General features: G+C 72.7%; 22 protein-coding genes and 1 pseudogene. 12 read left to right on the top strand and 11 right to left on the bottom strand.

All coding sequences use genetic code 11. The features are described 5' to 3' along the window. The first annotated feature begins 389 nt into the window (after nucleotides 1-389). Nucleotides 390-1,931 carry a histidine ammonia-lyase gene (gene hutH, locus ACZ4MU_RS07575; RefSeq protein WP_467872278.1) on the top strand — a complete coding sequence of 514 codons (1,542 nt, stop codon included), beginning with the start codon at nucleotides 390-392 and terminating at the stop codon, nucleotides 1,929-1,931. 100 nt (nucleotides 1,932-2,031) lie between these two features. Here the strand turns inward: hutH and ACZ4MU_RS07570 are convergent, their stop codons facing one another. After that, nucleotides 2,032-2,343, bottom strand: coding sequence for a hypothetical protein (locus ACZ4MU_RS07570; protein ID WP_467872177.1), 312 nt, complete (start codon nucleotides 2,341-2,343; stop codon nucleotides 2,032-2,034). Between the two features lie 109 nt (nucleotides 2,344-2,452). Here ACZ4MU_RS07570 and ACZ4MU_RS07565 point away from each other — a divergent pair, with 109 nt between their 5' ends. Further along, entirely contained in the window at nucleotides 2,453-2,839 is a 387-nt protein-coding gene (locus ACZ4MU_RS07565; RefSeq protein WP_467872174.1) for a hypothetical protein, read from the top strand. Nucleotides 2,840-2,999: 160 nt separating this feature from the next. Beyond that, the gene (locus ACZ4MU_RS07560; RefSeq protein ID WP_467872172.1) at nucleotides 3,000-4,265 is read left to right on the top strand and encodes a L,D-transpeptidase; all 1,266 of its coding nucleotides are present in this window, start codon (nucleotides 3,000-3,002) and stop codon (nucleotides 4,263-4,265) included. 163 nt (nucleotides 4,266-4,428) lie between these two features. Here the strand turns inward: ACZ4MU_RS07560 and ACZ4MU_RS07555 are convergent, their stop codons facing one another. Beyond that, complete coding sequence (locus tag ACZ4MU_RS07555) at nucleotides 4,429-5,337, bottom strand: helix-turn-helix domain-containing protein (RefSeq protein WP_467872169.1); 909 nt, start codon at nucleotides 5,335-5,337, stop codon at nucleotides 4,429-4,431. Nucleotides 5,338-5,512: 175 nt separating this feature from the next. On the opposite strand from ACZ4MU_RS07555, the gene ACZ4MU_RS07550 reads away from it, so the two are divergent. Beyond that, the gene (locus tag ACZ4MU_RS07550) at nucleotides 5,513-6,550 is read left to right on the top strand and encodes an NAD(P)-dependent alcohol dehydrogenase (RefSeq protein WP_467872167.1); all 1,038 of its coding nucleotides are present in this window, start codon (nucleotides 5,513-5,515) and stop codon (nucleotides 6,548-6,550) included. A gap of 310 nt (nucleotides 6,551-6,860) precedes the next feature. On the opposite strand, the gene ACZ4MU_RS07545 is transcribed toward ACZ4MU_RS07550, so the two are convergent. From ACZ4MU_RS07545 to ACZ4MU_RS07535, 3 genes are all read right to left on the bottom strand, one after another. Then, nucleotides 6,861-8,441, bottom strand: coding sequence for a hypothetical protein (locus tag ACZ4MU_RS07545; protein WP_467872276.1), 1,581 nt, complete (start codon nucleotides 8,439-8,441; stop codon nucleotides 6,861-6,863). A 249-nt stretch (nucleotides 8,442-8,690) separates the two neighbouring features. Continuing rightward, nucleotides 8,691-9,356: a peptide-methionine (S)-S-oxide reductase MsrA gene (msrA, locus tag ACZ4MU_RS07540; protein ID WP_467872165.1), complete on the bottom strand. Its 666-nt coding sequence runs from the start codon at nucleotides 9,354-9,356 to the stop codon at nucleotides 8,691-8,693. A 129-nt stretch (nucleotides 9,357-9,485) separates the two neighbouring features. Continuing rightward, nucleotides 9,486-10,592: a hypothetical protein gene (locus ACZ4MU_RS07535; protein WP_467872162.1), complete on the bottom strand. Its 1,107-nt coding sequence runs from the start codon at nucleotides 10,590-10,592 to the stop codon at nucleotides 9,486-9,488. Nucleotides 10,593-10,818: 226 nt separating this feature from the next. On the opposite strand from ACZ4MU_RS07535, the gene ACZ4MU_RS07530 reads away from it, so the two are divergent. Next, on the top strand, nucleotides 10,819-11,973 hold the full coding sequence (locus ACZ4MU_RS07530) for a cystathionine gamma-synthase (protein WP_467872160.1): 1,155 nt from the start codon (nucleotides 10,819-10,821) through the stop codon (nucleotides 11,971-11,973). Nucleotides 11,974-12,108: 135 nt separating this feature from the next. Here ACZ4MU_RS07530 and ACZ4MU_RS07525 read toward each other — a convergent pair whose 3' ends face one another. The 3 genes from ACZ4MU_RS07525 to ACZ4MU_RS07515 form a co-directional block, all read right to left on the bottom strand. Further along, nucleotides 12,109-12,360 carry a hypothetical protein gene (locus tag ACZ4MU_RS07525; RefSeq protein WP_467872157.1) on the bottom strand — a complete coding sequence of 84 codons (252 nt, stop codon included), beginning with the start codon at nucleotides 12,358-12,360 and terminating at the stop codon, nucleotides 12,109-12,111. Between the two features lie 85 nt (nucleotides 12,361-12,445). Next, the gene (locus ACZ4MU_RS07520) at nucleotides 12,446-12,943 is read right to left on the bottom strand and encodes a sigma factor-like helix-turn-helix DNA-binding protein (protein WP_467872154.1); all 498 of its coding nucleotides are present in this window, start codon (nucleotides 12,941-12,943) and stop codon (nucleotides 12,446-12,448) included. 31 nt (nucleotides 12,944-12,974) lie between these two features. Then, a complete protein-coding gene (locus ACZ4MU_RS07515) occupies nucleotides 12,975-13,478 on the bottom strand; it encodes a MarR family winged helix-turn-helix transcriptional regulator (protein ID WP_358834839.1) in 504 nt (167 codons plus the stop codon). Nucleotides 13,479-13,633: 155 nt separating this feature from the next. On the opposite strand from ACZ4MU_RS07515, the gene ilvA reads away from it, so the two are divergent. The 3 genes from ilvA to ACZ4MU_RS07500 all read left to right on the top strand — a co-directional run bounded on the left by ilvA (nucleotide 13,634) and on the right by ACZ4MU_RS07500 (nucleotide 16,844). After that, nucleotides 13,634-14,863 (top strand): threonine ammonia-lyase, encoded by a 1,230-nt coding sequence (gene ilvA, locus ACZ4MU_RS07510; RefSeq protein ID WP_467872152.1) that lies wholly within the window; start codon nucleotides 13,634-13,636, stop codon nucleotides 14,861-14,863. A 158-nt stretch (nucleotides 14,864-15,021) separates the two neighbouring features. Next, nucleotides 15,022-15,996: an ATP-binding cassette domain-containing protein gene (locus tag ACZ4MU_RS07505; RefSeq protein ID WP_467872149.1), complete on the top strand. Its 975-nt coding sequence runs from the start codon at nucleotides 15,022-15,024 to the stop codon at nucleotides 15,994-15,996. Next, complete coding sequence (locus ACZ4MU_RS07500) at nucleotides 15,993-16,844, top strand: ABC transporter permease (RefSeq protein WP_467872147.1); 852 nt, start codon at nucleotides 15,993-15,995, stop codon at nucleotides 16,842-16,844. Before ACZ4MU_RS07505 ends, ACZ4MU_RS07500 begins: the two co-directional genes overlap by 4 nt. A 70-nt stretch (nucleotides 16,845-16,914) precedes the next feature. On the opposite strand, the gene greA is transcribed toward ACZ4MU_RS07500, so the two are convergent. Further along, nucleotides 16,915-17,412 (bottom strand): transcription elongation factor GreA, encoded by a 498-nt coding sequence (gene greA / locus ACZ4MU_RS07495; RefSeq protein ID WP_467872145.1) that lies wholly within the window; start codon nucleotides 17,410-17,412, stop codon nucleotides 16,915-16,917. 237 nt (nucleotides 17,413-17,649) lie between these two features. After that, nucleotides 17,650-18,051, bottom strand: a complete 402-nt coding sequence (locus ACZ4MU_RS07490; RefSeq protein ID WP_467872143.1) for a DUF4307 domain-containing protein — start codon at nucleotides 18,049-18,051, stop codon at nucleotides 17,650-17,652. A 126-nt stretch (nucleotides 18,052-18,177) separates the two neighbouring features. On the opposite strand from ACZ4MU_RS07490, the gene mca reads away from it, so the two are divergent. Next, a complete protein-coding gene (gene mca / locus ACZ4MU_RS07485) occupies nucleotides 18,178-19,059 on the top strand; it encodes a mycothiol conjugate amidase Mca (RefSeq protein ID WP_467872142.1) in 882 nt (293 codons plus the stop codon). Continuing rightward, nucleotides 19,052-19,321 carry a hypothetical protein gene (locus ACZ4MU_RS07480; protein ID WP_467872141.1) on the top strand — a complete coding sequence of 90 codons (270 nt, stop codon included), beginning with the start codon at nucleotides 19,052-19,054 and terminating at the stop codon, nucleotides 19,319-19,321. The genes mca and ACZ4MU_RS07480 overlap by 8 nt, the downstream gene beginning before the upstream one ends. Before the next feature lie 232 nt (nucleotides 19,322-19,553). Here ACZ4MU_RS07480 and ACZ4MU_RS07475 read toward each other — a convergent pair whose 3' ends face one another. Further along, entirely contained in the window at nucleotides 19,554-22,814 is a 3,261-nt protein-coding gene (locus tag ACZ4MU_RS07475; protein ID WP_467872140.1) for a tetratricopeptide repeat protein, read from the bottom strand. A 134-nt stretch (nucleotides 22,815-22,948) separates the two neighbouring features. On the opposite strand from ACZ4MU_RS07475, the pseudogene ACZ4MU_RS07470 reads away from it, so the two are divergent. Beyond that, nucleotides 22,949-23,107: pseudogene (locus ACZ4MU_RS07470) on the top strand (DUF255 domain-containing protein); the annotation flags it as partial. A 57-nt stretch (nucleotides 23,108-23,164) separates the two neighbouring features. Next, entirely contained in the window at nucleotides 23,165-23,314 is a 150-nt protein-coding gene (locus ACZ4MU_RS07465) for a hypothetical protein (RefSeq protein ID WP_467872137.1), read from the top strand. Nucleotides 23,315-23,616: the final 302 nt, after the last annotated feature.

Raw genomic sequence — 23,616 nt, 5'->3', positions numbered from 1 at the left:
CGGGGCTCCCCCGGGCCGCCCCCCTGAACGGGGCCTACGCCCCCCCGACACCCCCTTCTCCCGCCTGCGGACCGTGCTGGGTTGCTCGCGCAGTTCCCCGCGCCCCTGAGGCAGCCCCCCGCACCCGGAAACCCACCCTCGGCCCCCAGGGGCGCGGGGAACTGCGCGGGCAACCACCACGCACCCGCAGACGAGACCCGGCCCGTTGAGGGGCGCGGGGAACGGCGCGAGCAACCCACCACGCACCCGCAGACAAAGACCGGGCATCACGGGGCGCGGGGAACTGCGCGGGTAACCCACCACTCAGCCGCAGACAAAGACCGGGCACCACCCCGCCCCCCTCACTAGTGACACGCGCCGATTCAATCCGTACGCTGCTGAATATGGATATGCACACTGTCGTGGTGGGGACGTCCGGGACGACCCCGGAGGACGTCGTCGCCGTCGCTCGTCGCAACGCCAGGGTCGAGCTCTCGGCCGACGCCCTCGACGCCCTCGCCCGCGCCCGCGGGATCGTCGACGCCCTGGCCGCCAAGCCGGAGCCCGTGTACGGCGTCTCCACCGGGTTCGGCGCCCTCGCCACCCGGCACATCAGCCCCGACCTGCGCGCCCAGCTCCAGCGCAACATCGTGCGCTCGCACGCCGCCGGCATGGGCCCGCGCGTGGAGCGCGAGGTCGTGCGCGCGCTGATGTTCCTGCGGCTGAAGACCGTCGCCTCCGGCCACACCGGCGTACGCCCCTCCGTCGCCCAGACCATGGCGGACATCCTGAACGCCGGGATCACCCCCGTCGTCCACGAGTACGGCTCGCTCGGCTGCTCCGGCGACCTCGCGCCGCTCTCGCACTGTGCCATGACCCTGATGGGCGAAGGCGACGCGGAGGGCCCCGACGGCGTCGTGCGGCCCGCGGGCGAACTGCTCGCCGAGGCCGGCATCGAGCCCGTCGAGCTGCGCGAGAAGGAGGGCCTGGCCCTCCTCAACGGCACCGACGGCATGCTCGGCATGCTGGTCATGGCCCTCGCCGACCTCAAGAAGCTCTACACCTCCGCCGACATCACCGCCGCGCTCTCCCTGGAGGCGCTGCTCGGCACCGCCAAGGTCCTCGCCCCCGAGCTGCACGCCATCCGCCCGCACCCGGGCCAGGGCGCCTCCGCCGCCAACATGCTGGCCGTACTGAAGGGTTCCGGGCTGACCGGGCACTTCCAGGAGGACGAGGCCCCGCGCGTCCAGGACGCGTACTCGGTGCGCTGCGCCCCGCAGGTCGCCGGCGCCGGCCGCGACACCATCGCGTACGCCCTCACGGTCGCCGAGCGCGAGCTCGCCTCGGCCGTCGACAACCCCGTCGTCCTGCCGGACGGCCGCGTGGAGTCCAACGGCAACTTCCACGGCGCCCCCGTCGCCTACGTCCTGGACTTCCTGGCGATCGCCGCCGCCGACCTCGGCTCCATCGCCGAGCGCCGCACCGACCGCCTGCTCGACAAGAACCGCTCGCACGGCCTGCCGCCGTTCCTCGCGGACGACGCCGGTGTCGACTCCGGTCTGATGATCGCCCAGTACACGCAGGCCGCCCTGGTCAGCGAGATGAAGCGGCTGGCCGTCCCGGCCTCGGCCGACTCCATCCCGTCCTCCGCCATGCAGGAGGACCACGTCTCCATGGGCTGGTCGGCCGCCCGCAAGCTGCGGACCGCGATCGACAACCTGACCCGGATCATCGCCGTCGAGCTGTACGCGGCGACCCGCGGCATCGAGCTGCGCCACGGCCTCACCCCCGCGCCCGCCTCCCAGGCCGCCATCCGCGCCGCCCGGGAGGCCGGTGTCGGCGGCCCCGGCCCGGACCGCTTCCTCGCCCCCGACCTGGCCGCCGCCGACGCGTTCGTACGCGGTGGGCATCTGGTCGCGGCGGTGGAGACGGTCACCGGCCCGCTGGCCTGACCGCCGCGCGGTACGCGTGAAGGGGCGCCCGGGAACTTCCCGGGCGCCCCTTCACGTACGCGTACCTCGGTCGGTACCGCCGGAGCCGGTACCGCCTCGGTCAGTACTGCTGGCGCGCCCTGCGCACCGAGAAGACGACGAATCCGGCCCCCAGCCCCAGGAAGGCCGTGCCGCCGAAGAGGTACGGGGACGTGTCCACCGAACCCGTGTCGGCGAGGGCGGGACCCGTCTGCGTGCCCACCGCGGCGCCCGGCCCGGAGGCGGGCACCGAGGCGGGCGCGGAGGCCGCCGGGCGGGCTGGGGCCGACTGGGGCTTCTCGTCCGTGGCGTTGGCGGACGGGACGAACCACAGAGCGCAGAGCAGCGAGCCCGCGGCGGTGGCGGTGAGCAGAGGCCGGCGAGCGACGGACACCGAGTCGATCCCCCTTGTGGATACGGCGAATTGGTGGTGTACGCCGATGCTAGTGAAAGCAGCGGGTCGCAGGAAAGTCGCGGAGGTCGCGAGCCCTACGCTCCGACGCATGACGACTGAAGAGACAGCACGCTATGTCCGCCTCCGCGTGGATTTGGTACTGGAGATCGAGGACACGGCGGCGCTGACCGGCGCGGCCCTGGAGCGCATCGCGGCGGACGAGCTCCTTCCGGATCAGGAACGCGCGCATGCCCGGTCCGCCGTACGGGAAGACGAGGCGGAGGCCCTGGCGTATCTGGTCGACCCGTTCGACCTGGTCGCGCAGGTGCCGGGGGTCGAGCTGGCGCAGGCCTCCTGGAGCAGTGAGGAGATCGCGTACGACCCCGACGACGAGGACTGGGACCTCGACGAGGAAGATGAGGACGACGAGGAAGACGGGGAGGGCGGGGAGGACGCGGAGGAAGGGGCGGACGGGGGCGACGGCCGGCGGCCGTGACGTCCGTGGCGTCCGTGGCGTCCCTGGCGCCCGTGGCGTCCGAGGGGTCGCGGGGCCGGGTTTGCCCGGACCGGGTGGCGTTTCCCACACCTCCCCCGGAAGGGGAACCACAGCTTCAGTGACTATGTTGTTCAGTCGATGGCCTGGGGGACCGGCAACGATGGAGAAGCGTGTGATAACGGAGAGTAAGCGGCGCAGGGGTCTTGTGGCCGCGTCCGCGGTGCTCGGCGGTGTACTGCTGCTGTCGGCCTGCAACGACGACGGCAAGGACGGGGGCAGTGCCGACGCCTCGAAGTCGTCGCAGTCCCAGGTCGACAAGGCGGCCGAGAAGGACACCTCCGACGCGAAGATCACCATCACGCCCAAGAACGGCGCCGACAACGTCGGCATCAACAACGACACCAAGGTGTCGGTGGCCGACGGCAAGCTGACCTCGGTGGTCATGACGTCCGCCGAGGGCACGCCGGTCGCGGGGAAGATATCCGCTGACGGGCTGAGCTGGGTGCCGGACAAGCAGCTCAAGCGCTCCGCCAAGTACAAGATCACGGCGACCGCCGAGGACGCCAAGGGCCGCCAGGCGCACGAGAACGCGTCGTTCGCGACCGTCTCGCCCGCCAACAGCTTCATCGGCAACTTCACGCCGGAGTCCGGCTCCACGGTCGGCGTGGGCATGCCGGTGTCGGTGACCTTCGACAAGGCCGTCACCAACAAGAAGGAGGTCCAGTCCCACATCTCGGTGACCTCCAGCAGCGGCCAGGAGGTCGTCGGGCACTGGTTCGGCGCGCAGCGCCTGGACTTCCGCCCGCAGGACTACTGGAAGTCCGGCTCGACGGTGACCATGAAGCTCGACCTCGACGGCGTCGAGGCGAAGCCGGGTGTCACCGGCGTCCAGGAGAAGACGGTCACCTTCAAGATCGGCCGAAACCAGGTCTCCACGGTCGACGCCAAGACCCACCAGATGACCGTCACCCAGGACGGCAGGACCGTCAAGACGATCCCGATCTCGGCGGGCGCCCCCGACCACAAGACGTACAACGGCACCATGGTGATCTCCGAGAAGTTCAAGGAGACCCGGATGAACGGCGCCACCGTCGGCTTCACGGACGGCGACGGCAAGGGCGAGTACGACATCAAGGACGTCCCGCACGCCATGCGCCTGTCGGCCTCCGGCACGTTCATCCACGGCAACTACTGGGGCGCCAAGTCCATCTTCGGCAGCGCCAACACCAGCCACGGCTGTGTCGGCCTGTCCGACACCAAGGGCGCGGGCGACCCGAACACCGCGGCGGCGTGGTTCTACGACCACTCCATCGTCGGTGACGTGGTCGTCGTCAAGAACACCGGCGACAAGACCATCACGCCCGACAACGGCTTCAGCGACTGGAACATGAGCTGGTCGGCGTGGAAGGCCGGTTCGGCGGTCTGATCCCGTCCCGCACGACGCGCACCACCCCGCACGACGCGCACCACCCCGTACGTCCCGTACGGCGGCAACGGCCGCGCCCGGATCTCCGGGCGCGGCCGTTCGCGTCGTCGGCGGCCACTGGCGGCGCGGCCCCTTTCCGTCAGGCGGTCAGGCGGTCAGGCGCTCAGGCGGAGCGCGTCGGCGGCGTGACGGGGGCCGGGCGGCCGCCGGGACCCGAGGGGGCCGGGTCCGGTGCTGCCGCCCAGCTCGCCAGCAGCCGCAGCGAGTCCGCCGAGGGCGAGCCCGGCTCCGCGTAGTACGTCACCAGCGACAGATCGTGCTCCTCGGGCAGCTTCAGCGTCTCGTACGACAGCGTCAGCTCGCCCACCAGCGGGTGGTGCAGCCGCTTGGTGCCGTGGCCCTTCTGGCGGACGGTGTGGGCGGCCCACAGCGTACGGAACTCGTCGCTCTTCACCGACAGCTCGCCCACCAGCGCCGACAGCAGCGGGTCGTCCGGGTAGCAGCCCGCGCACAGCCGCAGCACGCCGACCACCTCGGCCGCCTTGTCCTCCCACTCCAGGTACCGCTCGCGGGCGGTCGGGTCGAGGAAGACGTGGCGGGCGAAGTTCCGCTCCTCGGCCGGGAGCGAGACGAAGTCGCCGATCAGGGCGGCGGCCATCCGGTTCCAGGCCAGCAGGTCCAGCCGGCGGCCCAGGACATACGCGGGCACCGCCTCCATGGAGTCGATCAGATGCGTCAGCTGCGGCCTGAGCTGCACCTGGCGGGAGAGCCCGGCCTTCTTCTTCTTGGTCGCGGTCGGCTTCGCCAGGTGGGTGAGGTGCTGCTGCTCGGCGTCGGTCAGCCGCAGCGCCCGCGCGATGGCGTCGAGGACCTCGGCCGACACGTTCTGCCCGTTCCCCTGTTCGAGGCGGGTGTAGTACGCCACCGACACCCCGGCGAGCTGGGCCAGCTCCTCGCGGCGCAGCCCCGGCACCCGGCGGTGCCGCCCGAAGTCGGGCAGGCCCACATCGCCCGGCTTGAGCCGGGCCCGGCGGGATCGGAGGAATTCGCTGAGTTCGGCACGCTGGTCCATGACAACCAAGTATCCGCCGTCGTATCCGCTGTCGTACGACCGCGAGCCTGACCCTGCCAGTGGTAGGCACAGCATGCGTACGCACGGCGGACGTACGAAGGACAGGGGGCTGGGTGGCACGTGGCGGCCGGGGCACTGTGGTGGACGTATCCGACAAGCCCGAGGAGTCAAGGCAATGACCACCGTCGCCGCCTACGCCGCCCCCGCCGCCAAGGCCCCGCTGGAGCGCACCACCATCGAGCGCCGCGCCGTCGGCCCGCACGACATCCTGATCGAGATCAAGTACTCCGGCATCTGCCACTCCGACATCCACCAGGCCCGCGAGGGCTGGGGCGAGGCCATCTTCCCGATGGTCCCCGGCCACGAGATCGCCGGTGTGGTCACCGAGGTGGGCTCCGAGGTCACCAAGTACGCCGTCGGCGACCGGGTGGGCGTCGGCTGCTTCGTCGACTCCTGCGGCGAGTGCGCGCAGTGCGCGGCCGGGCAGGAGCAGTTCTGCGCCCAGGCCGTGGGCACGTACAACGCCGTCGGCCGCGACGGCGAGCCCACCTACGGCGGCTACTCCACCCACGTCGTGGTCAGCGACCGCTTCGCCGTCCGCATCCCCGACGGCCTCGCCCTCAACGTGGCCGCGCCGCTGCTCTGCGCCGGGATCACCCTGTACTCGCCGCTCAAGCGGTGGCAGGCGGGCCCGGGCAAGAAGGTCGCGATCCTGGGCCTGGGCGGCCTCGGCCACATGGGCGTCAAGATCGCACACGCGCTCGGCGCCGAGGTGACCGTGCTCAGCCAGACGCTGCGCAAGCAGGAGGACGGGGTGAAGCTGGGCGCGGACCACTTCCACGCCACGAGCGACCCGGAGACCTTCACCAAGCTTGCGGGCTCCCTGGACCTGATCGTCTCGACGGTCTCGGCCCCGCTGGACCTGGGCGCCTACCTCTCACTCCTCAAGCCCGGCGGCGCGCTGGTGAACGTCGGCGCCCCCGAGGAGCCGAACTCCCTCAACATGTTCGGCCTCATCGGCGGCAACAAGATCCTCGCCGGTTCGATGATCGGCGGCATCGCGGAGACCCAGGAAATGCTGGACTTCTGCGCCGAGCACGGCCTGGGCGCGGAGATCGAACTGATCCGCGCGGACGAGGTGAACGAGGCGTACGAGCGGGTGTTGGCGAGCGATGTGCGCTACCGGTTCGTGATCGACGCGGCGACGATCTGAGGGGAGGGGGCCCGGGGGGCGGGGGCTTGACCTTCACGTCCCGGGTGCACCCGTCCCCCTGAGGGGGGTGCGGGGACGCCGGGGGGCAGGGGGCTTGACCTTCACGTCCCGGGTGCACCCGTCCCCCTGAGGGGCGCGGCGACGCCGGGGGCTGACCTTGCACCCCGGGTGCACCCGTCCCCCTGAGGGGCGCGAGGAACTGCGCGCTCAGCCCCCACGGCCCGCGGCCGAATGGGGGTTGAAGGGGCGCGAGGAACTGCGCGCCCAGCCCCCACAGCCCGCACCCGAAAAACGACCCCCCGGCCCCCCATCAGCACCCCCACCCCCACCGATAATCAGACCCCACCCGATACACCCCCGCCCGCCGCACGGCGATCCGCACGAACTCCCCGTCCCGGGACAGACAGGCCCCCCCGTCCGCCCGCAGCCACGGCGAGTACGCGACCCGCAGGGTCACCGACCCCGCCCGGGGCATCCGCACGACCAGGGACGCGTCGTCCCCCCGCACCACCACCCCCGGCGCCGACACCAGCGGCACAGCCCCCCGCACCCGGTACACGGTCCAGTGCGTGTCCCCCCACACCCGCTCCAGCCACTCCGGCCGGCTGCGCACCAGGGCCGCCTCCGCCGTGGCGGGCCCGTCCGGCAGCCCGTCGTGAAGGACGACGAACCCGACGGCCCACCGGTCCAGCCACGCCCGGTACGCCCCCGCCGAGAACGACCCGTCGTAGAACAGCCGCCCCCGCTCCACGTCCAACTGCCGGTTCCACCCGCGCGCGGTGTTGACGTAAGGGGCCAGCACCGCCGCCTCGCGATGGTTGCGGGCGGGCACCACCTCGACCCGGGTCCGGTCCGCGCCGAGCCGCCGCAGCGCGTCGACGACCCCGTCGGTCTCCACCGCCCACGCGGGCGTGGTGGTGGACACCCGGATGTCGTCGGCGGTCTTGTCCCGCAGCCAGTTGACGGAAACGAGCAGCACCACGACCAGCACGACCCGCCGCACCTTGCCGAGCCCGGGCGCGAGGACCGCCGCGAGCAGCACGGGCGGCCCGGCGAGCCCGAGGAGCCGCTCCACATTGGTGCCGACGGGGGAGGCCACGAGGTACGTGAGGACGACTCCCACCGCGTACACGGCGGAGCCGTGCCGCACCACCCGCCAGGTACGCGAGACGGGCGCGGCGAGCAGCAGCGCGGCGCAGACGGCGAGCGGCATCCACACCTTGCCCAGTGCCATGGGCTGTTCGCCCTCGAAGGGGAAGAGGAGGGTGGTGGCGCCGACGACCACGCACGGCGGCACACCCAGGACGGCGGCCCTGCCCCACTGCCGGTCCAGGCAGTACGCGGCGGCGACCACGACGACGAAGAGCCCGGCGACGGGGCTGGCCATCGTGGCGAGAGCACTGCTCACACCCGCGAGCACCAGCCTCATCCGCGAGCGCCGCTCCAGCCCGGGGGAGCGCCGCTCCACCCCTGGCCCCTGCACCAGCACACACCCGGCCAGCGCGAAGACGACCCCCGTGGCGAAGGTCGTACGCCCCGAAACGACGTTGCACCACAACGCCACCGCCGCGAGCAGCGCGGGCCACACGGCCCGCCCGCCCCGGGCCCCCTCCGCGCGTACGAAGAGCAGCGCCATCAGCCACGTACCGCACAGCCCCGCGGCCACCGACACCGTGCGCACGCCGAACGCCGCCATCAACCAGGGCGTCAGCAGGCTGTAGTTGGCGGTGTGCGCGCCGCCGTACCAGGAGAGGTTGTACGCCGACCCCGGGTGCCGGGAGGCGAAGCCGGCCCAGGCGAGCTGAGCGGCGAGGTCACCGCCACCGGTGGCGAGGACCAGCGCCCACACGACGTACAACGGCAGCACCAGCAGCGTCACCCCCGCCGGCAGGCGCCACCCCGGCCGCCGCCCCCTGCCGAACAGCGTCGAGCCGGCCGCGCCCGTGCCAGGATCGGTCCCCAGGACCTGACTGATGCCCACCCGCACACCCTACGGTCCCCCGCAGACACCCCCCGGCCCCTCAAGGGCCACCGCCAAGCCCCCAGGGACGGGTGCAGCGCCACTCCCCGCCCGGGGGCCGCCGGGGGCGCGCCGGGGCCAACGGCCCCCGGTCGACACAACGGTAGGGAAGGCCGGGCGTCAGCCCTCCGCCCGAGCCACACCGATCGGGCACGAGACCCCGGTCCCGCCGATCCCGCAGTACCCCCCGGGGTTCTTGTCCAGGTACTGCTGGTGGTACGGCTCCGCCGCGTAGAACGGCCGGCCCTCCGCCGGGAGGATTTCCGTCGTGATCGTGCCGTGGCCCGCGCCCGTGAGGACGCGCTGGTAGGCCTCGCGGGACGCCTCCGCCTCCGCCGCCTGCGCCGGGGTGTGGGTGTAGATCGCCGAGCGGTACTGGGTGCCCACGTCGTTGCCCTGCCGGAAGCCCTGGGTGGGGTTGTGGGACTCCCAGAAGAGTTTCAGGAGCGAGGCGTACGGGACGACCGCCGGGTCGTAGACCACGCGGACCGCCTCCGTGTGGCCCGTCAGGCCCGAGCAGACCTCCTCGTACGCGGGGTTCTGCGTGTAGCCGCCCTGGTAGCCGACCAGGGTCGTCCACACCCCCTCCGTCTGCCAGAACTTGCGCTCGGCGCCCCAGAAGCAGCCGAGGCCGAAGTCCGCGACCTCCAGGCCGTCGGGGTAGGGGCCGAGCAGCGGGTTGCCCAGGACCGTGTGGCGCTCGGGGACGGTGAACTCCGGCTCCGGGCGGCCCTTGAGGGCCTCCTCGGGCTGGGGGAGGACGGGGGTACGGCTGTTCAGGAACATGCTGGGCTCCTCGGCGGGGCGGGGGGCGGTGGTCCACCCTCTGCAACGCCCGAACGCGGGGAGGGATTCCCCGGGCCGGGTCGCCCGGGCCGGTTACGTCGCGCCACCACGCCGTGCCGCAGGCACGCCCTACTGCGGCAACGTCGCCGGATTCCCCCCGTTCGCCTCGTACCCCGCCACCGCCAGCGCGCGGTATATCGCGTACTCCCCGGCCGGGTCCTCGGACAGGGTCCACGGCACGGCGCCGACATAGCCGTCCAGGTGGGCGAACTGGTCCATCGCCTCCGACCAGCGCTCCGCGCGCACCAGGAAGAACGCCAGCAGATGGCGGACGTGCGGCAGGACCGGGTCGTCTGCGCGGGCCGAGTGGACCGCGTGCAGGGCGCCCTCCAGGGCGCGGCTGACCACCTGCGTACGGTGGAAGTCCGTGACCAGGACGATGTCGGGCATGTGTTCGTACACCGCGAAGAGCGGCAGTGCGGCCAGCAGCGAGCCTCGCGGTGCCCGCGCCGCCGCCGACGTCGCGAACTCGTCCGCCAGTACGCGCGAGCCGTGCCACTTCTCGCACCAGTAGTGCAGGGCCGCCAGATGCGCCCCCATGTGCGCCGGCGCGCGGTCGATCACCTTCGCCCACAGCTGCTCGAACTCGGGCTGCGGATAGGCCAGTCCGCGCGCCACCGCGAGCTCCGTGAGGTACGGGACCGGGTCGCCGGGGGCCAGCAGCGCCGCCTCCGCGCAGACCGCGCGCGCCTCCTCCAGGATGATCCGGAAGTCGTCCTGGCCCGCCGACGAGGAGCGCCACGCCTGCTGGACCAGGAACTCCGCGTGCACCTGCGCGGCGCCCGCGTCCTTGGGCGCCTCCGAGCGCCACTTGCGCAGCCACGCGCCTCCCACGCCGGGGCGCTGCGCGAGCTCCAGGGAGGCCGCGCCCGCGAAGGCCTGGACGCGCTGCCAGCGCAGCTCGCCCTCCTTCGGCGTGCCCGCGAGCAGCTGCGACGCTGCCCGCCACTCCTGGGTGGCCTGCACCACGTCCAGTACGTCCAGGAGGTCCTGGTCCGGGCCGGGCAGCCTTACGTCCAGCTCCTCCTGGCGCGCGAAGCCGTACGCCGCGGGGTCCGCCGCGTCCGGCGCGCCCGGCTCCGCCAGCTGGATGCCGAGCCGGCGGCGGCGCATCGCCCACGGGCCCAGGGCCATCGTCAGCATGCACGCGGCGATCAGGATCCAGAGAATCTCCATGCCTCAAGCGAACCAGACCCCACGGACATCTGGCCAACCCGCACCCCACCCTGTGGACAACCCGGTCGGCCCCGGTCCCCTGCCGCCCTGTGGACAACCGGGCGGATCCGGCTCCCGTCCCGCCCTGTGGACAAACGGCGGACCCCGGTCTCACGAAACCGCGACCCGGATCTCACCAACCGGCGACCGCCCCCGCCTGTGCCACCGGCGAACTACGCTCTGGACCATGAGCCACGAGCACCTCGACAAGAGCTTCGAGACCATCGCGATCCACGCCGGCAACACCGCGGATCCGCTGACCGGCGCGGTCGTACCCCCGATCTACCAGGTCTCCACCTACAAGCAGGACGGCGTCGGCGGGCTGCGCGGCGGCTACGAGTACAGCCGCAGCGCCAACCCGACGCGTACCGCCCTGGAAGAGAACCTGGCGGCCCTGGAGGGCGGTGTCCGCGGGCTCGCCTTCGCCTCCGGGCTCGCCGCCGAGGACTGCCTGCTGCGCGCGCTGCTGGCCCCGGGCGACCACGTGGTCATCCCCAACGACGCGTACGGCGGCACGTTCCGCCTCTTCGCCAAGGTGGTCTCGCGGTGGGGCGTGGAGTGGTCGGTCGCCGACACCTCCGACCCGGCGGCGGTACGGGCCGCGGTCACCGACCGTACGAAGGCGATCTGGGTCGAGACGCCCTCGAACCCGCTGCTCGGCATCACCGACATCGCGGCGGTCGCGGCCGTCGCCAAGGACGTCGGCGCCAGGCTCGTCGTCGACAACACCTTCGCGAGCCCCTACCTCCAGCAGCCGCTGGCGCTCGGCGCGGATGTCGTGGTGCACTCCCTGACCAAGTACATGGGCGGCCACTCGGACGTCGTGGGCGGCGCCCTCGTCACCAACTCGGCGGAGCTGGGCGAGGAGCTGGCGTACCACCAGAACGCCATGGGCGCGGTCGCCGGGCCGTTCGACTCCTGGCTGGTGCTGCGCGGCATCAAGACGCTGGCGGTGCGCATGGACCGGCACAGCGAGAACGCCGGGAAGATCGCGGAGATGCTCAGCCGCCACCCCAAGGTCTCGCAGGTGCTCTACCCGGGACTGCCCGAGCACCCCGGCCACGAGGTCGCGGCCAAGCAGATGCGCGCCTTCGGCGGAATGATCTCCTTCCGGGTCGCGGGCGGCGAGCAGGAGGCGGTCGACCTGTGCGCCCGCACCAAGGTCTTCACGCTGGGCGAGTCGCTGGGCGGCGTGGAGTCGCTGATCGAGCACCCGGGCCGGATGACGCACGCCAGCGTCGTCGGGTCCGCCCTGGAGGTGCCGGGTGACCTGGTGCGCCTCTCGGTCGGCATCGAGAACGTCGACGACCTGCTGGCCGACCTCCAGCAGGCGCTCGGCTGACGATTCACCCGTCCCGCGGCGGTCCCGGAGCCCCGCTCCGGGACCGCTCACGCGCGCGTGGAGCGGAACCCCTTGGTTCGGCCCCCTGAGAATGCCTGGGTTCGGCCCCCTGAGGATCTTTCGGTTCGGCCCACCTCAGAACCCCTCCACCGGTGGCGCCACCGTCGACGGCGGCGCCACCCACGGATGCACCCGCCACGCCCACACCGTGAAGACGACCGCCGCCGTCACGAGCACCAGCCACATCAGCCGCCGCGCGGCCCGGCGGCGGCGCAGCAGACGGCGGCCCGACTCGGCCGCGCGCAGGGCGAGTTCGGGCGGAACGGGCGGGTGCGGCCCCTCCAGGAGGCGGCGGACCTCCGCCTCCTTGCGGTCCGGCAGGCTCACGGCGGCCCCTCGCCCAACGGCTGCCCCTGGCCCGGCAGCTGTCCCTTGCCCATCGGCATCCCCACGGTCATGGGCACCCCCTCGCTCACGAGACCCCCTCCGCCGTCGCCCTCGGCAGCGGCTGCCGGGGCTGCGCGGGAGCGCTGCGCAGGGTCGCGATCGCGCGGGTGCACAGCACCCGGACCCGCTCGGCCGGCAGCCCCATCAGGGCGGCCACCTGCTCCTCGGCCACGCCCTCGTACAGCCGCAGGACCAGGACGATCCGCTCCTGCGGGGGGAGCCGGGCCAGTACGCCGCCCGGACGCCGGTCGCGGTGGCGGTGGTGGCGCCAGGCGGTGCTCGCGAAGCGGGCCGCGAGCTCGCGGCGGGTGCGGTCGTACGGGTCCTCGCCGCGTTCGGGGTCCCAGTGCGCGTACGTCCGCGCGAGAGCGGCGGTCAGCAGGTGCCGGGCCCGGTCGTTGCGCTCGGGCGGCTCGCCGGTGAGCAGGGTGGCGGCATGCAGCAGCCGGCCCCCCGCGCCCGCCACGAACGCCTCGAACTCGCGGGCGCCGCGGCGCTGCCGTTCCGTCTGCCGCTCGCGCATGGCCTCATATGAAGCCCGTGCGCGCGGCAGGTCAAGAGGTCGGCGCCGCCGGGTCCTGGGCGGCCGACTGCCGGGCCGACAGAGCGGAGTTGAAGCGGGTCAGGAGGGTGCAGAACGACTCCCGTTCCGCCTCGGTCCAGCCGTCGGTCACCTGCGCCATGAGCTCGCGGCGCGAGGAGCGGACCTCTTCGAGGCGGGTCTGGCCGCGCGGGGACAGCTGGAGCACGACCGCCCGGCCGTCCTCCGGGTGCGAGGTCCGCTTGACCAGGCCCGTGTCGACCAGCGGGGCGACCTGGCGGGTGACCGTCGAGGAGTCGATGCCCATGCCGGCGGCGAGGGCCTTGACGCCCATCGGGCCCTCCTGGTCGAGCCTGTTGAGCAGCAGGTACGCCGCGCGGTCCATGGAGTTGCGGACCTGGCCGACGCCGCCGAGACGGGTCTGCTCCGCGCGGCGCGCGAAGACGGCCACCTGGTGCTGGAGGGCATCGAGGAGACCTGGGTCGAGATGGGAAGTCATGTCCTGAGTAGTGGGCATGGCCGGGGCTCTCTCGTGCGGCGGTCGGTGTGGTGGGGGACAGAGTACGCGGCCCGGCCGGTACGCGTACCGGCCCTGCGCAAAGCTGTGGACAACTGCCGGGGGGAACCGGTCCGCCCCGGCCGCCGGGCCCATGAGCTGCGAGACTTGAGGCCATGAGCTTCCGTACGCCCGGCCCCGCGCATCCCCTGATCCTCGACGATGTGCGGGGCGCGCAGAAGATGCTCGCGGGGGTCGCCAGGATGACCGCGCTGGAGGGGTCGCGGCATCTGACCGGGCTGGTCGGCGCCCCCGTCCACCTCAAGTGCGAGAACCTCCAGCGCACCGGGTCCTTCAAGCTCAGGGGCGCCTACGTACGGATCGCCGGGCTGCGGCCCGAGGAGCGCGCGGCGGGAGTGGTGGCCGCGAGCGCGGGCAACCACGCGCAGGGCGTGGCGCTGGCCTCCTCGCTCCTGGGCGTGCGCTCCACGGTGTTCATGCCGGTCGGCGCGCCCCTGCCGAAGGTCGCCGCGACCCGGGAGTACGGCGCGGAGGTCGTCCTGCACGGCGCGGTCGTCGACGAGACGCTGGCGGCGGCCGAGGCGTACGCGCGCGAGACGGGCGCGGTCTTCATCCACCCCTTCGACCACCCGGACATCATCGCGGGCCAGGGCACGGTCGGCCTGGAGATCCTGGAGCAGTGCCCGGAGGTGCGCACCATCGTCGTCGGGGTCGGCGGCGGCGGTCTGGCCGCGGGCATCGCGGTCGCGGTCAAGGCGGTGCGCCCCGATGTGAGGGTGGTCGGCGTGCAGGCGGCGGCCTCGGCCGCGTATCCGCCCTCGCTGGCGGCCGGGCACCCGGTGGCCATCGACCCGGCGCCCACGATGGCCGACGGGATCAAGGTGGGGCGGCCGGGGGACGTACCGTTCGCGCTGGTCCAGGAGCTGGTGGACGAGATCCGTACGGTCTCCGAGGACGAGCTGTCCAGCGCCCTGCTGCTCTGCATGGAGCGGGCCAAGCTCGTCGTGGAGCCCGCCGGGGCGAGCCCGGTGGCGGCGCTGCTGAGCGACCCCGGGGCCTTCCGGGGGCCGGTGGTGGCGGTGCTGTCGGGCGGCAACGTGGACCCGGTGCTGCTCCAGCGCATCCTGCGGCACGGGATGGCCGCGGCCGGGCGCTATCTGAGCCTGCGTCTGCGGCTGCCGGACCGGCCGGGGGCGCTGGCGGCTCTCCTCGGGTCGCTGTCCGTGGCCGACGCCAACGTCCTCGACGTGAGCCACGTACGGACCGATCCGCGGCTCGGACTCACCGAAGTGGAGGTGGAGTTGCATCTGGAGACCAAGGGGCCGGAGCACTGCCGGGAGGTCGGGGCGGCGCTGCGGGCCGAGGGGTACCGGGTCATCTCCTGACCCTCGCGCCGAAGCGGTCGTATCTTCGGCGCAACCCCTTGAGTGAACGCGATACATCGCGTTAGCGTGTGGGCTGCGCCACAGCTTCACCGGGCATCAGCTGCCCGCCAATCCTAGGATTTGCGTACGAATCGCACCCGACTCTGGGGGTACCCAACATGCCAGGCGCCATCTATGCCGAAGGCCTGGTGAAGACGTTCGGCGACGTCAAGGCTCTGGACGGCGTGGACCTCGACGTCCCCGAGGGCACGGTCCTGGGCCTGCTCGGTCCCAACGGCGCGGGCAAGACCACCGCCGTGCGCGTCCTGACCACCCTGCTCCAACCCGACAGCGGCCGGGCCACGGTCGCGGGCATCGACGTGCTCAAGCATCCCAACGAGGTGCGCCGCGCGATCGGACTGTCCGGCCAGTTCGCGGCCGTCGACGAGTATCTGACCGGCCGGGAGAACCTCCAGATGGTCGGCCGGCTCTACCAGATGAGGGCCAAGGAGGCGAAGGCCAGGGCGGGCGAGCTGCTGGAGCGGTTCCACCTCGCCGACGCGGCCGACCGCCCCGCCAAGACGTACTCGGGCGGTATGCGCCGCCGCCTCGACCTGGCCGCCGCCCTCGTCGTCTCGCCGCCCGTGATGTTCATGGACGAGCCGACCACCGGCCTCGACCCGCGCAACCGCCAGGAGCTGTGGGAGGTCATCCAGGAGCTCGTCGCGGGCGGCACCACCCTGCTGCTCACCACGCAGTACCTGGAGGAGGCCGACCACCTCGCGCACGACATCTGCGTGGTCGACCACGGCCGGGTGATCGAACGCGGCACCGCCGACCAGCTCAAGGCCCGCACGGGCGGCGAGCGCGTCGAGGTCGTGGTGCACCAGCAGGAGGAGATCGAGCCCGCCCGCGCGGTGCTGGCCGGGTTCGGCAAGGGCGAGGTCGCCGTCGCCGCGCACACCCGCAAGCTCACCGTTCCGGTCACCGGCGGCGCCAAGCTGCTCGCCGAGGTCATCCGCGAGCTCGACAACCGCGGAGTGGAGATCGACGACATCGGGCTGCGCCGCCCGACCCTCGACGACGTCTTCATCTCCCTCACCGGCCACGCGGCCGAACAGAAGGAAGAAGACGAGAAGGAGGACGCCAAGTGAGCGCCGTCGCCGAAACCCCGCGCCTGACCGCCCCGCAGCCGCGCGGCGGAGTCGTCCAGTCGTTCAACGACTCCCTGGTCGTCGCCCAGCGCAACCTCATACGGATGATGCGCATCCCCGAGATGATCATCTTCGGCCTCATCCAGCCGATCATGTTCGTCGTGCTGTTCAGCTACGTCTTCGGCGGCTCGGTCAGCATCGGCGGCTCCCTGGACCCCGCCGGGTACCGCGAGTTCCTGATGGCGGGCATCTTCGCGCAGACCGTCACCTTCGCCACGGCCGGCGCGGGCGCGGGCATCGCGGACGACATGCACAAGGGACTCATCGACCGGTTCCGGTCGCTGCCCATGGCCCGCGGCGCGGTCCTCACCGGCCGCACCCTGGCCGATCTGGTGCAGACGGCGCTCACCGTGGTGGTGCTCGCCGTCGTCGGTCTGCTGGTCGGCTGGCGGGTCCACCACGGCATCCCCAAGGCGCTCGGCGCGTTCGCGCTGCTGCTTCTGCTCGGGTACGCCTTCTCCTGGATCGGCGCCCTGATCGGCCTCACGGTACGTACGCCCGAGGCGGCCACCTCCGGCGGGCTGATCTGGCTATTCCCGGTGACCTTCGTGTCCAACGCCTTCGTCGCCACCTCGGGGATGACGCCGTGGCTGCGGCACGTCGCCGAGTGGAACCCGTTCAGCGCGACCGTCCAGGCCTGTCGCGACCTCTTCGGCAACCCCGGCGTGGTGCCGTCCGACGCCTGGCCGATGCAGCACCCGGTGATCGCCTCGCTGCTCTGGTCGCTGCTGATCATCGTGGTGTTCCGGACGCTGGCGGTCCGCAAGTACCGCTCGGCGACCGCCTGACGCACACGGCGAAGCCCCCGGCGGCCCTGGAAGAGGGCCGCCGGGGGCTCGACGTTCCGCGGGGCGGGGCTCAGCCCGTGTACGGCGTGGCCGCGAGGATCCTCACCGAGGCCTTGCGGCCGTTCGGCAGCTCGTACTGGGCGTCCTCGCCGACCTTCTTGCCGTTGACGCCGGAGCCGAGCGGCGACTGCGGCGAGTACGTCTCGATCTCCGTCGACGCGTACTCGCGGGAGGCGAGCAGGAACTCCAGGGTGTCGTCCTCGTCGCCGTCGAAGGCGATGGTGACGAGCATGCCGGGGGCCACCACGCCGTCCGCGGCGGGCGCCTCGCCGACCTTCGCGTGTTCGAGGAGCTGGGTCAGCTGGCGGACCCGGAGCTCCATCTTGCCCTGCTCCTCCTTGGCCGCGTGGTACCCGCCGTTCTCCCGGAGGTCACCCTCCTCACGGGCCGCCGCGATCTTTACGGCGATCTCCGTGCGCGCGGGACCAGACAGATACTCCAGCTCGGCCTTGAGCTGGTTGTACGCCTCCTGGGTCAGCCAGGTGACGTTGTCGCTGGTCTGGGTCACAGGTGCTCCTCGTCGGTACTGGGAATACAAGCGCATCGCCCTACCCGGAAGGATGTGCCTTCTCGGGCGGGCGAAACCACGAGCCTAACAATTCAGGGCGCGTAGGGGAGGACGAAAACCGTGGGGAATTCGTCGGCGCAGGTCAGCGGGGACGATACGGCGGCGTCGCCCGGCGGGGCACACCGGGCCGGGCGGACGCTTCGGGCCGCGTGGTGCCGGTGGTGCGGGTGGTGCGGGTCAGAGCGACTTGCAGCCGACCAGGTCGACCGCGGTCGCCCGCTCGGTGGTCTGCACGGTGATCAGCTCGTCGATCCGGCTCTTCTTCTGCTCGAAGCGCACGTCCTTGCGGCCCACCTCGTCGCCGCCGGTCTCCAGCGCGCGCAGGGTGCAGACACCGGTCTCGCCGCTGTCCTTGCGCACTTCCAGATGGACCTCGACGGCCTTGGCGGAGACCACCTTGAACTTGATGACCTCGGCGGACACGGACTGGCCGCCCACGTAGTCGTAGCCGATCCAGCCGACCACACCGAGCAGCGCGACGCCCAGGACCGAGCCGATGATCTTGAGCTTGCGGTCGGCGCGCTGGTCCGCGGTGCGCCCGTAGCGCCCCTCGGGAAGCGGTCGGCTTGCCGCGGCCATGGTCGTCCTCCTGCTGCTGGGGGTGCCGGAATTTTCCGCCCCCCGATTCGGTCACTATAGAAGCCGCCCGACGCGCCGGATCACGGAGGGCGACACCCAGGGCGCCGAATCACTGAGGATCTTGTCTTGACTGAGCAGCTGCGACTGATGGCCGTGCACGCCCACCCCGACGACGAGTCGAGCAAGGGCGCGGCCACCATGGCGAAGTACGTGTCCGAGGGGGTGGACGTGCTGGTGGTGACCTGCACGGGAGGCGAGCGCGGCTCCATCCTCAACCCGAAGCTCCAGGGCGACAAGTACATCGAGGAGCACATCCACGAGGTGCGCAAGAAGGAGATGGACGAGGCCCGCGAGATCCTCGGGGTCAAGCAGGAGTGGCTGGGGTTCGTCGACTCGGGGCTGCCGGAGGGCGACCCGCTGCCGCCGCTGCCGGAGGGCTGCTTCGCCCTGGAGGACGTGGACCGGGCGGCGGGGGAGCTGGTCCGCAAGATCCGCGCCTTCCGTCCGCAGGTGATCACCACGTACGACGAGAACGGTGGTTATCCGCACCCCGACCACATCATGACCCACAAGATCTCCATGGTGGCGTTCGACGGGGCGGGCGACACGGAGAAGTTCCCGGAGGAGGAGTACGGCCCGGCCTACCAGCCGCAGAAGCTGTACTACAACCAGGGCTTCAACAAGCCGCGCACGCTGGCGCTGCACCACGCGCTGCTGGAGCGCGGGATGGAGTCCCCGTACGCGGAGTGGCTGGAGCGCTGGAAGGAGTTCGAGCGGGTCGAGCGCACGCTGACCACGCACGTTCCGTGCGACGACTTCTTCGAGATCCGCGACAAGGCGCTGATCGCGCACGCCACGCAGATCGACCCCGACGGCGGCTGGTTCCGGGTTCCGATGGAGATCCAGCGGGAGGTCTGGCCCACGGAGGAGTACGAGCTGGCGAAGTCGCTCGTGGACACTTCCCTCCCCGAGGACGACCTCTTCGCGGGTGTGCGCGAGAATGCCTGATATGAGCGCAAGCCTGGCACTGACGCACCTGGTCCCGCTGGCCAAGGAGATCGACAACGACAAGGTGACGCCCGGGGTTCTCGGGTTCGTCGTCTTCGCGGCGCTGGCCGTGGGGGTGTGGTTGCTGATGAAGTCGATGAACCGGCACATGGGGAAGGTGGACTTCGAGGAGGCGCCCGACCCGGGCGCGTCTGCGTCTGCCCCCGCCTCTGCCCCCGCCTCTGTTTCCGCCTCCGGCGAGGGTGGGGCGAAGAAGGTCTGAGGGAGGCTGGGGTGTGGGGTCGGCCGCGGGTTGTGGGTGGCCGGTCGCGCAGTTCCCCGCGCCCCTAGGGGGTTGGGGGCGGCCCTGGCGGCAGGTTCGGGCCCGGCCCGTGCCGGTCGCGCAGTTCCCCGCGCCCCCAGGGGGGCGGGGCGGCCCCGATGGCAGGTTCGGGGCTGCCCTCGTGCCCCCCTGGGGGACTGGGGCCCGCCCCCCCCACGCGTGGTCGCGGGGTCTAGCGCTCCGCCCCTACCGGTACCCCCATCACCTCCCGGGAGTGGCGGGTCGGGACCAGGCCCAGGTGCCAGGCCTGCCAGTTGGCCTCCAGTTCCACGCCCCGCTCCAGCATCAGCGCGTACGCCTCCGCGCAGTCCTCCAGTTTGCTGTCGCGGGTCGGGTGGGGGGCGCGGATCAGCTGGGACAGCTCCTCCTGGGCCACCGCGACTCCGATCTCCGAGCCGCCCGCCGAGGCGTACGGCAGCAAAGTGCAGCGCAGGAAGCGCGCCCAGTCGCCGCCCCGGCGGTCCCCGTAGGAGTCGAACAGCTCGACCGCCTCGTCGCACAGCCGCAGCGCCTGGGGCGCGCGGTTGTTGCCCGCGTCGATCAGGGCCAGCTCCAGACAGGTCCAGGCCTCGCCGTGGGCCACCCCGATCCGGTGGAAGTCGGCGCGGGCGTCGACCAGGAGCTGGCGGGCGAAGCCGGAGTTGCGCAGGTTGCCGGTCTGTGCGGCGCGCTGGTCGCGGGTGACCCGGCCCGAGTGGTGGCGGGCGCAGGCCAGGCCGTACACGTCCCGCATGCGCGAGAACATCGTCCGGGCCCGCTCCAGCTCGCGGACCGCCTGGTCGCGGTCGCCGCCCTCCTCCAGGGCCTGCCCCAGGTAGTACAGCGTCCACGCCTCGCCCCGCGCGTCCTCCTGCTCCCGGTGGCGCGAGAGGGCCTGGCGCAGTCCGTCGACGGCCGGGGACGGATCGCCGTCCACCAGACGGGCACGGGCCAGCTGGGTCAGCGCCCAGGCCTCTCCGCGGCCGTCCCGGGTGCGGCCGTACAGGTCGAGCGCGGTGCGCAGGGCCTCCTCCGCGCGCGCCACCTCGCCCATCCGCAGAAACACCTGGCCCAGCTGGAAGTGGGTCCACGCCTCGCCGTGCAGCGACTCGCCCTCGCGGTGCAGGGCGAGGGCCGTGTCCAGCAGGGTCAGGGCGTCCGCCAGGTTCGCGCGATCGCGTTCGACGGCCGCCAGCGCGTGCAGCGACCAGGCCCGGTCCTCGTCCTGCTCGGGCGCGGCCTGGAGGTCGATGGCCTCGCGCAGCTTCGCCGCCGCCTCGGTGAGGTTGCCCTGGTGGTGCAGGGTGATGCCGAGCGAGGCGAGCGCGAGGGCGGCGCCCGCGTCGTTCTGCGCCTCCCGGTAGAGGCCGACCACCGAAGTCAGGGTGGTGCGGGCGGTGTCGAGTTCGCCGAGCTGACGGGCCGCGATGCCGGTGCGCCAGCGCACCGAGCGCTCCAGCAGACCCTGGTCGACGGCCTGGGAGAGCTCGCTGATCTCGCCGAGGCGGTAGAGGTCGCCGCGCAGCAGGCAGTAGTCGCAGAGCGCGCCCAGCAGGTTGAGCACGGCCTGCTGGTTCACGTCCTCCGCGTCGCGCAGCGCGGCCGTGATGAAGCTCGACTCGTCGTCCAGCCAGCGCAGGGCCGCGTCCAGCGAGGTGAAGCCGTGGCCGCCGAACTGCCCGGCCCGGGTGGAGAGTTTGCCGTCGACCATCCGGATCACCGCGTCGGCGAGGTCCGCGTAGTTCTGGATCAGCCGCTCCTGCGCGGCCGTGCGCTCCGCGGCCTCCTCCTCGTCGAGCAGCCGCTCCCGCGCGAACGCCCGTACGGTGTCGTGCAGCCGGTAGCGGTCGGCGCGGACCCGGTCGATCAGGCCCGCCCGCGCCAGGTCGGCCAGCAGCCGGGCCGCCTCCGCCTCCCCGGTGGCGAGCAGCGCCGCCGCGGCCGCCGCGCCCAGCGAGGCCCGCCCGGCGAGCGCGAGGCGCCGCAGCAGCCGGCGCGCGGGCTCGCCCTGGTCGGTGTAGCGCAGCCACAGGGCCCGCTCCACGGGTGCCACCGGGCCGTACGCCCCGAGGTCCGCCGCCAGCGTCCGGGCGTCGCGCGGGCCCAGCGAGGAGCCCGCGACGCGCAGCGCGAGCGGCAGCCCGCCGCACAACTCCCGTACGGCAACGGCCGCCTGGCCGTCGTACGGCTCCTTGGCGTCCTCCTGGGCCGACGCGCGCAGCAGCTCCTCCGCGCCCGCCTCGTCCAGCGGCTCGACCGCCAGGTGGTGCACCCAGGCGGGGAAGTCCTCGGGCAGCTCCAGCGGCCGCGCGGCCGTCACCAGGACCAGGCTGTCGGACCGTTCGGGCACCAGGGTGCGCACCTGCTCGGCGTCGACGGCGTCGTCCAGGACCACCGTGACGGCGAGGCCGGTCAGATGCTGGTGGTAGAGGTCGGCGAGGCGGCGCACCTGCTGGTCGGCGGACGACCTTCCCCGAGCTCTCGACTCCGCTTGAGCAGAGGAGACCCCATCTCGGAACAGCAGTTGCTCCCGGGGCGCGCCGAGCCGGTTGAGCAGATGCAGCAGCGCCTCGCGGGTCGAAAGGGGGGCCTGGGTGCCCGGGCCGCCGCCGCGCAGGTCCACCAGGCAGGCGCCCCGGAACTGGTCCCGCAGCTGATGGGCGGCCCGGACCGCCAGCGTGGTGCGGCCCACGCCCGCCGGGCCGTGCAGCACCACCACCGTGGGGCGGGTCTCGGTCGCCGCGCGCGCCGAGTGCACCCACTGGGCGATGCGGGCGATCTCCGCGCGCCGACCCGCGAACGGCTCCCGTGGCTCGGGCAGATGGGCGAAGGACTGCTCGAGGACCGAACGCCGCCGGGCCGCCGCGCTCTTGTCCGTACCGCGCAGCTGGGTGGGGACGGAGGTGCTCGTCTTCTTGCCGGTACGCACCGGCGGGGCCGTCATGCGCTGCTGGTCCAGGAACGGGCGGATGCCCCGCACGTCCAGGGCGGTCAGCCACTGGAGCCGCAGCTGCTCGGCGCCGCCGGGGCGGCCGAGTTCGCCCGCGCGCCGGTGGGCGGCCGGCCAGTGCGCGGCGGTGACGCGGACGACGGTGGCCGCGGCCCCGGCGACGGCCACGGCCGCCCCGGCGCCCACCGCGGGCCCCGCGCCGGTCCCCAGCGCCGCGTCGGCGACGGTGGCGGTGACCGCCGCGACGGCGGTGACCAGGAAGGCCGTGCCCGCCTTCTCGCGCGCGAAGAGCGCGCCGAGCGTCGGCTGCCCGGCCCGCGCCTCGTCCAGCGCCCGGGTGTACGCCGCGTACTCCTCCCGCGCGCTCGCGGCCAGCGCGTCCAGCGCCGCCCGGCCGCGGGTCAGCAGCGCGTCGGCGTCGGCCCGGCCGCCGGAGCGGCGCACCTCCTCCTCGACCGCGCGTGCCAACAGCCGTTCGGCCTCCGCCCGATGGCCGTCCCGCATGTGGTCCCCCTCCGAGAGCGTCCGGTGCGACATGAGTCCTGGTCGAGTGTGCCGGTGGTGTCAAGTGTTCCGCCTGCCGCGCGTCGGCGCGAGGGAGCCGACGGATCAAGGCGCCGGTGGGGGAGGATGGGCGCATGTCGAACCGCCTGGTCCATGAGACGTCCCCGTATCTGCTCCAGCACGCCGACAACCCCGTCGACTGGTGGCCCTGGTCGCCCGAGGCGTTCGCCGAGGCGCGCGAGCGCGGGGTGCCGGTGCTGCTCAGCGTCGGGTACAGCAGCTGCCACTGGTGCCAGTAGATGAAGACAACCCGGTAGTCCCTACCTGGGCTTTTCACAAGGAGTAACCACGTGAGCACGCAGCAGGAGCAGATCGAGGCCGCAATCGCCGCTTGGGTTGCAGACCAGCTCGCCACCTCGCCCGACTGGAGCGCGGAGCGCTACGCACGGGTCCGGTCCTACCTTGAGGACTCTGAAGCGCAGCTCAGCGAAGCCGCCTGACGAGACCCACAGATCGCCCCCGGCCATCGGCCGGGGGCGCTGTCGTATGTGGCGGTCGCCGATCGATTCATTCACTCGGCGCGCGGTGGCCGCCGCGCCCCCGCCGACCATGTCGTCAGCGACGCTGGCGAGCGATGTTGAGGAGCCGTTCGGGGTCGAGGCCGAGAGCGTCAAGGAGGACGAGACAATCGGCCCATGACCGGGCGTAGCCCGCGGCCCGCATAGCCGCTCGGTCCTGCTCCTCATCGGTTGCGCTACGAGCCGTCGGCACACTGGTTTCGATGGGACGCAGTCGGTCGTTG

This window comes from Streptomyces sp. NPDC026377 (assembly GCF_055567715.1).
Note: the sequence above shows the minus strand (reverse complement) of the source record. Positions and strands in the feature narration are given on the sequence as shown.

What these genes read in the sequence shown, in the direction of transcription:
- msrA (WP_467872165.1), bottom strand. Translation starts at nt 9,356, where the DNA reads ATGTTCCTGAACAGCCGTACCCCCGTCCTCCCCCAGCCCGAGGAGGCC.
- ACZ4MU_RS07480 (WP_467872141.1), top strand. Translation starts at nt 19,052, where the DNA reads ATGCCTGATATGAGCGCAAGCCTGGCACTGACGCACCTGGTCCCGCTG.
- ACZ4MU_RS07520 (WP_467872154.1), bottom strand. Translation starts at nt 12,943, where the DNA reads ATGCGCGAGCGGCAGACGGAACGGCAGCGCCGCGGCGCCCGCGAGTTC.
- ACZ4MU_RS07515 (WP_358834839.1), bottom strand. Translation starts at nt 13,478, where the DNA reads ATGCCCACTACTCAGGACATGACTTCCCATCTCGACCCAGGTCTCCTC.
- ACZ4MU_RS07555 (WP_467872169.1), bottom strand. Translation starts at nt 5,337, where the DNA reads ATGGACCAGCGTGCCGAACTCAGCGAATTCCTCCGATCCCGCCGGGCC.
- ACZ4MU_RS07535 (WP_467872162.1), bottom strand. Translation starts at nt 10,592, where the DNA reads ATGGAGATTCTCTGGATCCTGATCGCCGCGTGCATGCTGACGATGGCC.
- hutH (WP_467872278.1), top strand. Translation starts at nt 390, where the DNA reads ATGCACACTGTCGTGGTGGGGACGTCCGGGACGACCCCGGAGGACGTC.
- ACZ4MU_RS07550 (WP_467872167.1), top strand. Translation starts at nt 5,513, where the DNA reads ATGACCACCGTCGCCGCCTACGCCGCCCCCGCCGCCAAGGCCCCGCTG.
- ACZ4MU_RS07530 (WP_467872160.1), top strand. Translation starts at nt 10,819, where the DNA reads ATGAGCCACGAGCACCTCGACAAGAGCTTCGAGACCATCGCGATCCAC.
- ACZ4MU_RS07560 (WP_467872172.1), top strand. Translation starts at nt 3,000, where the DNA reads ATGGAGAAGCGTGTGATAACGGAGAGTAAGCGGCGCAGGGGTCTTGTG.
- ACZ4MU_RS07505 (WP_467872149.1), top strand. Translation starts at nt 15,022, where the DNA reads ATGCCAGGCGCCATCTATGCCGAAGGCCTGGTGAAGACGTTCGGCGAC.
- ACZ4MU_RS07475 (WP_467872140.1), bottom strand. Translation starts at nt 22,814, where the DNA reads ATGCGGGACGGCCATCGGGCGGAGGCCGAACGGCTGTTGGCACGCGCG.
- ilvA (WP_467872152.1), top strand. Translation starts at nt 13,634, where the DNA reads ATGAGCTTCCGTACGCCCGGCCCCGCGCATCCCCTGATCCTCGACGAT.
- ACZ4MU_RS07490 (WP_467872143.1), bottom strand. Translation starts at nt 18,051, where the DNA reads ATGGCCGCGGCAAGCCGACCGCTTCCCGAGGGGCGCTACGGGCGCACC.
- ACZ4MU_RS07565 (WP_467872174.1), top strand. Translation starts at nt 2,453, where the DNA reads ATGACGACTGAAGAGACAGCACGCTATGTCCGCCTCCGCGTGGATTTG.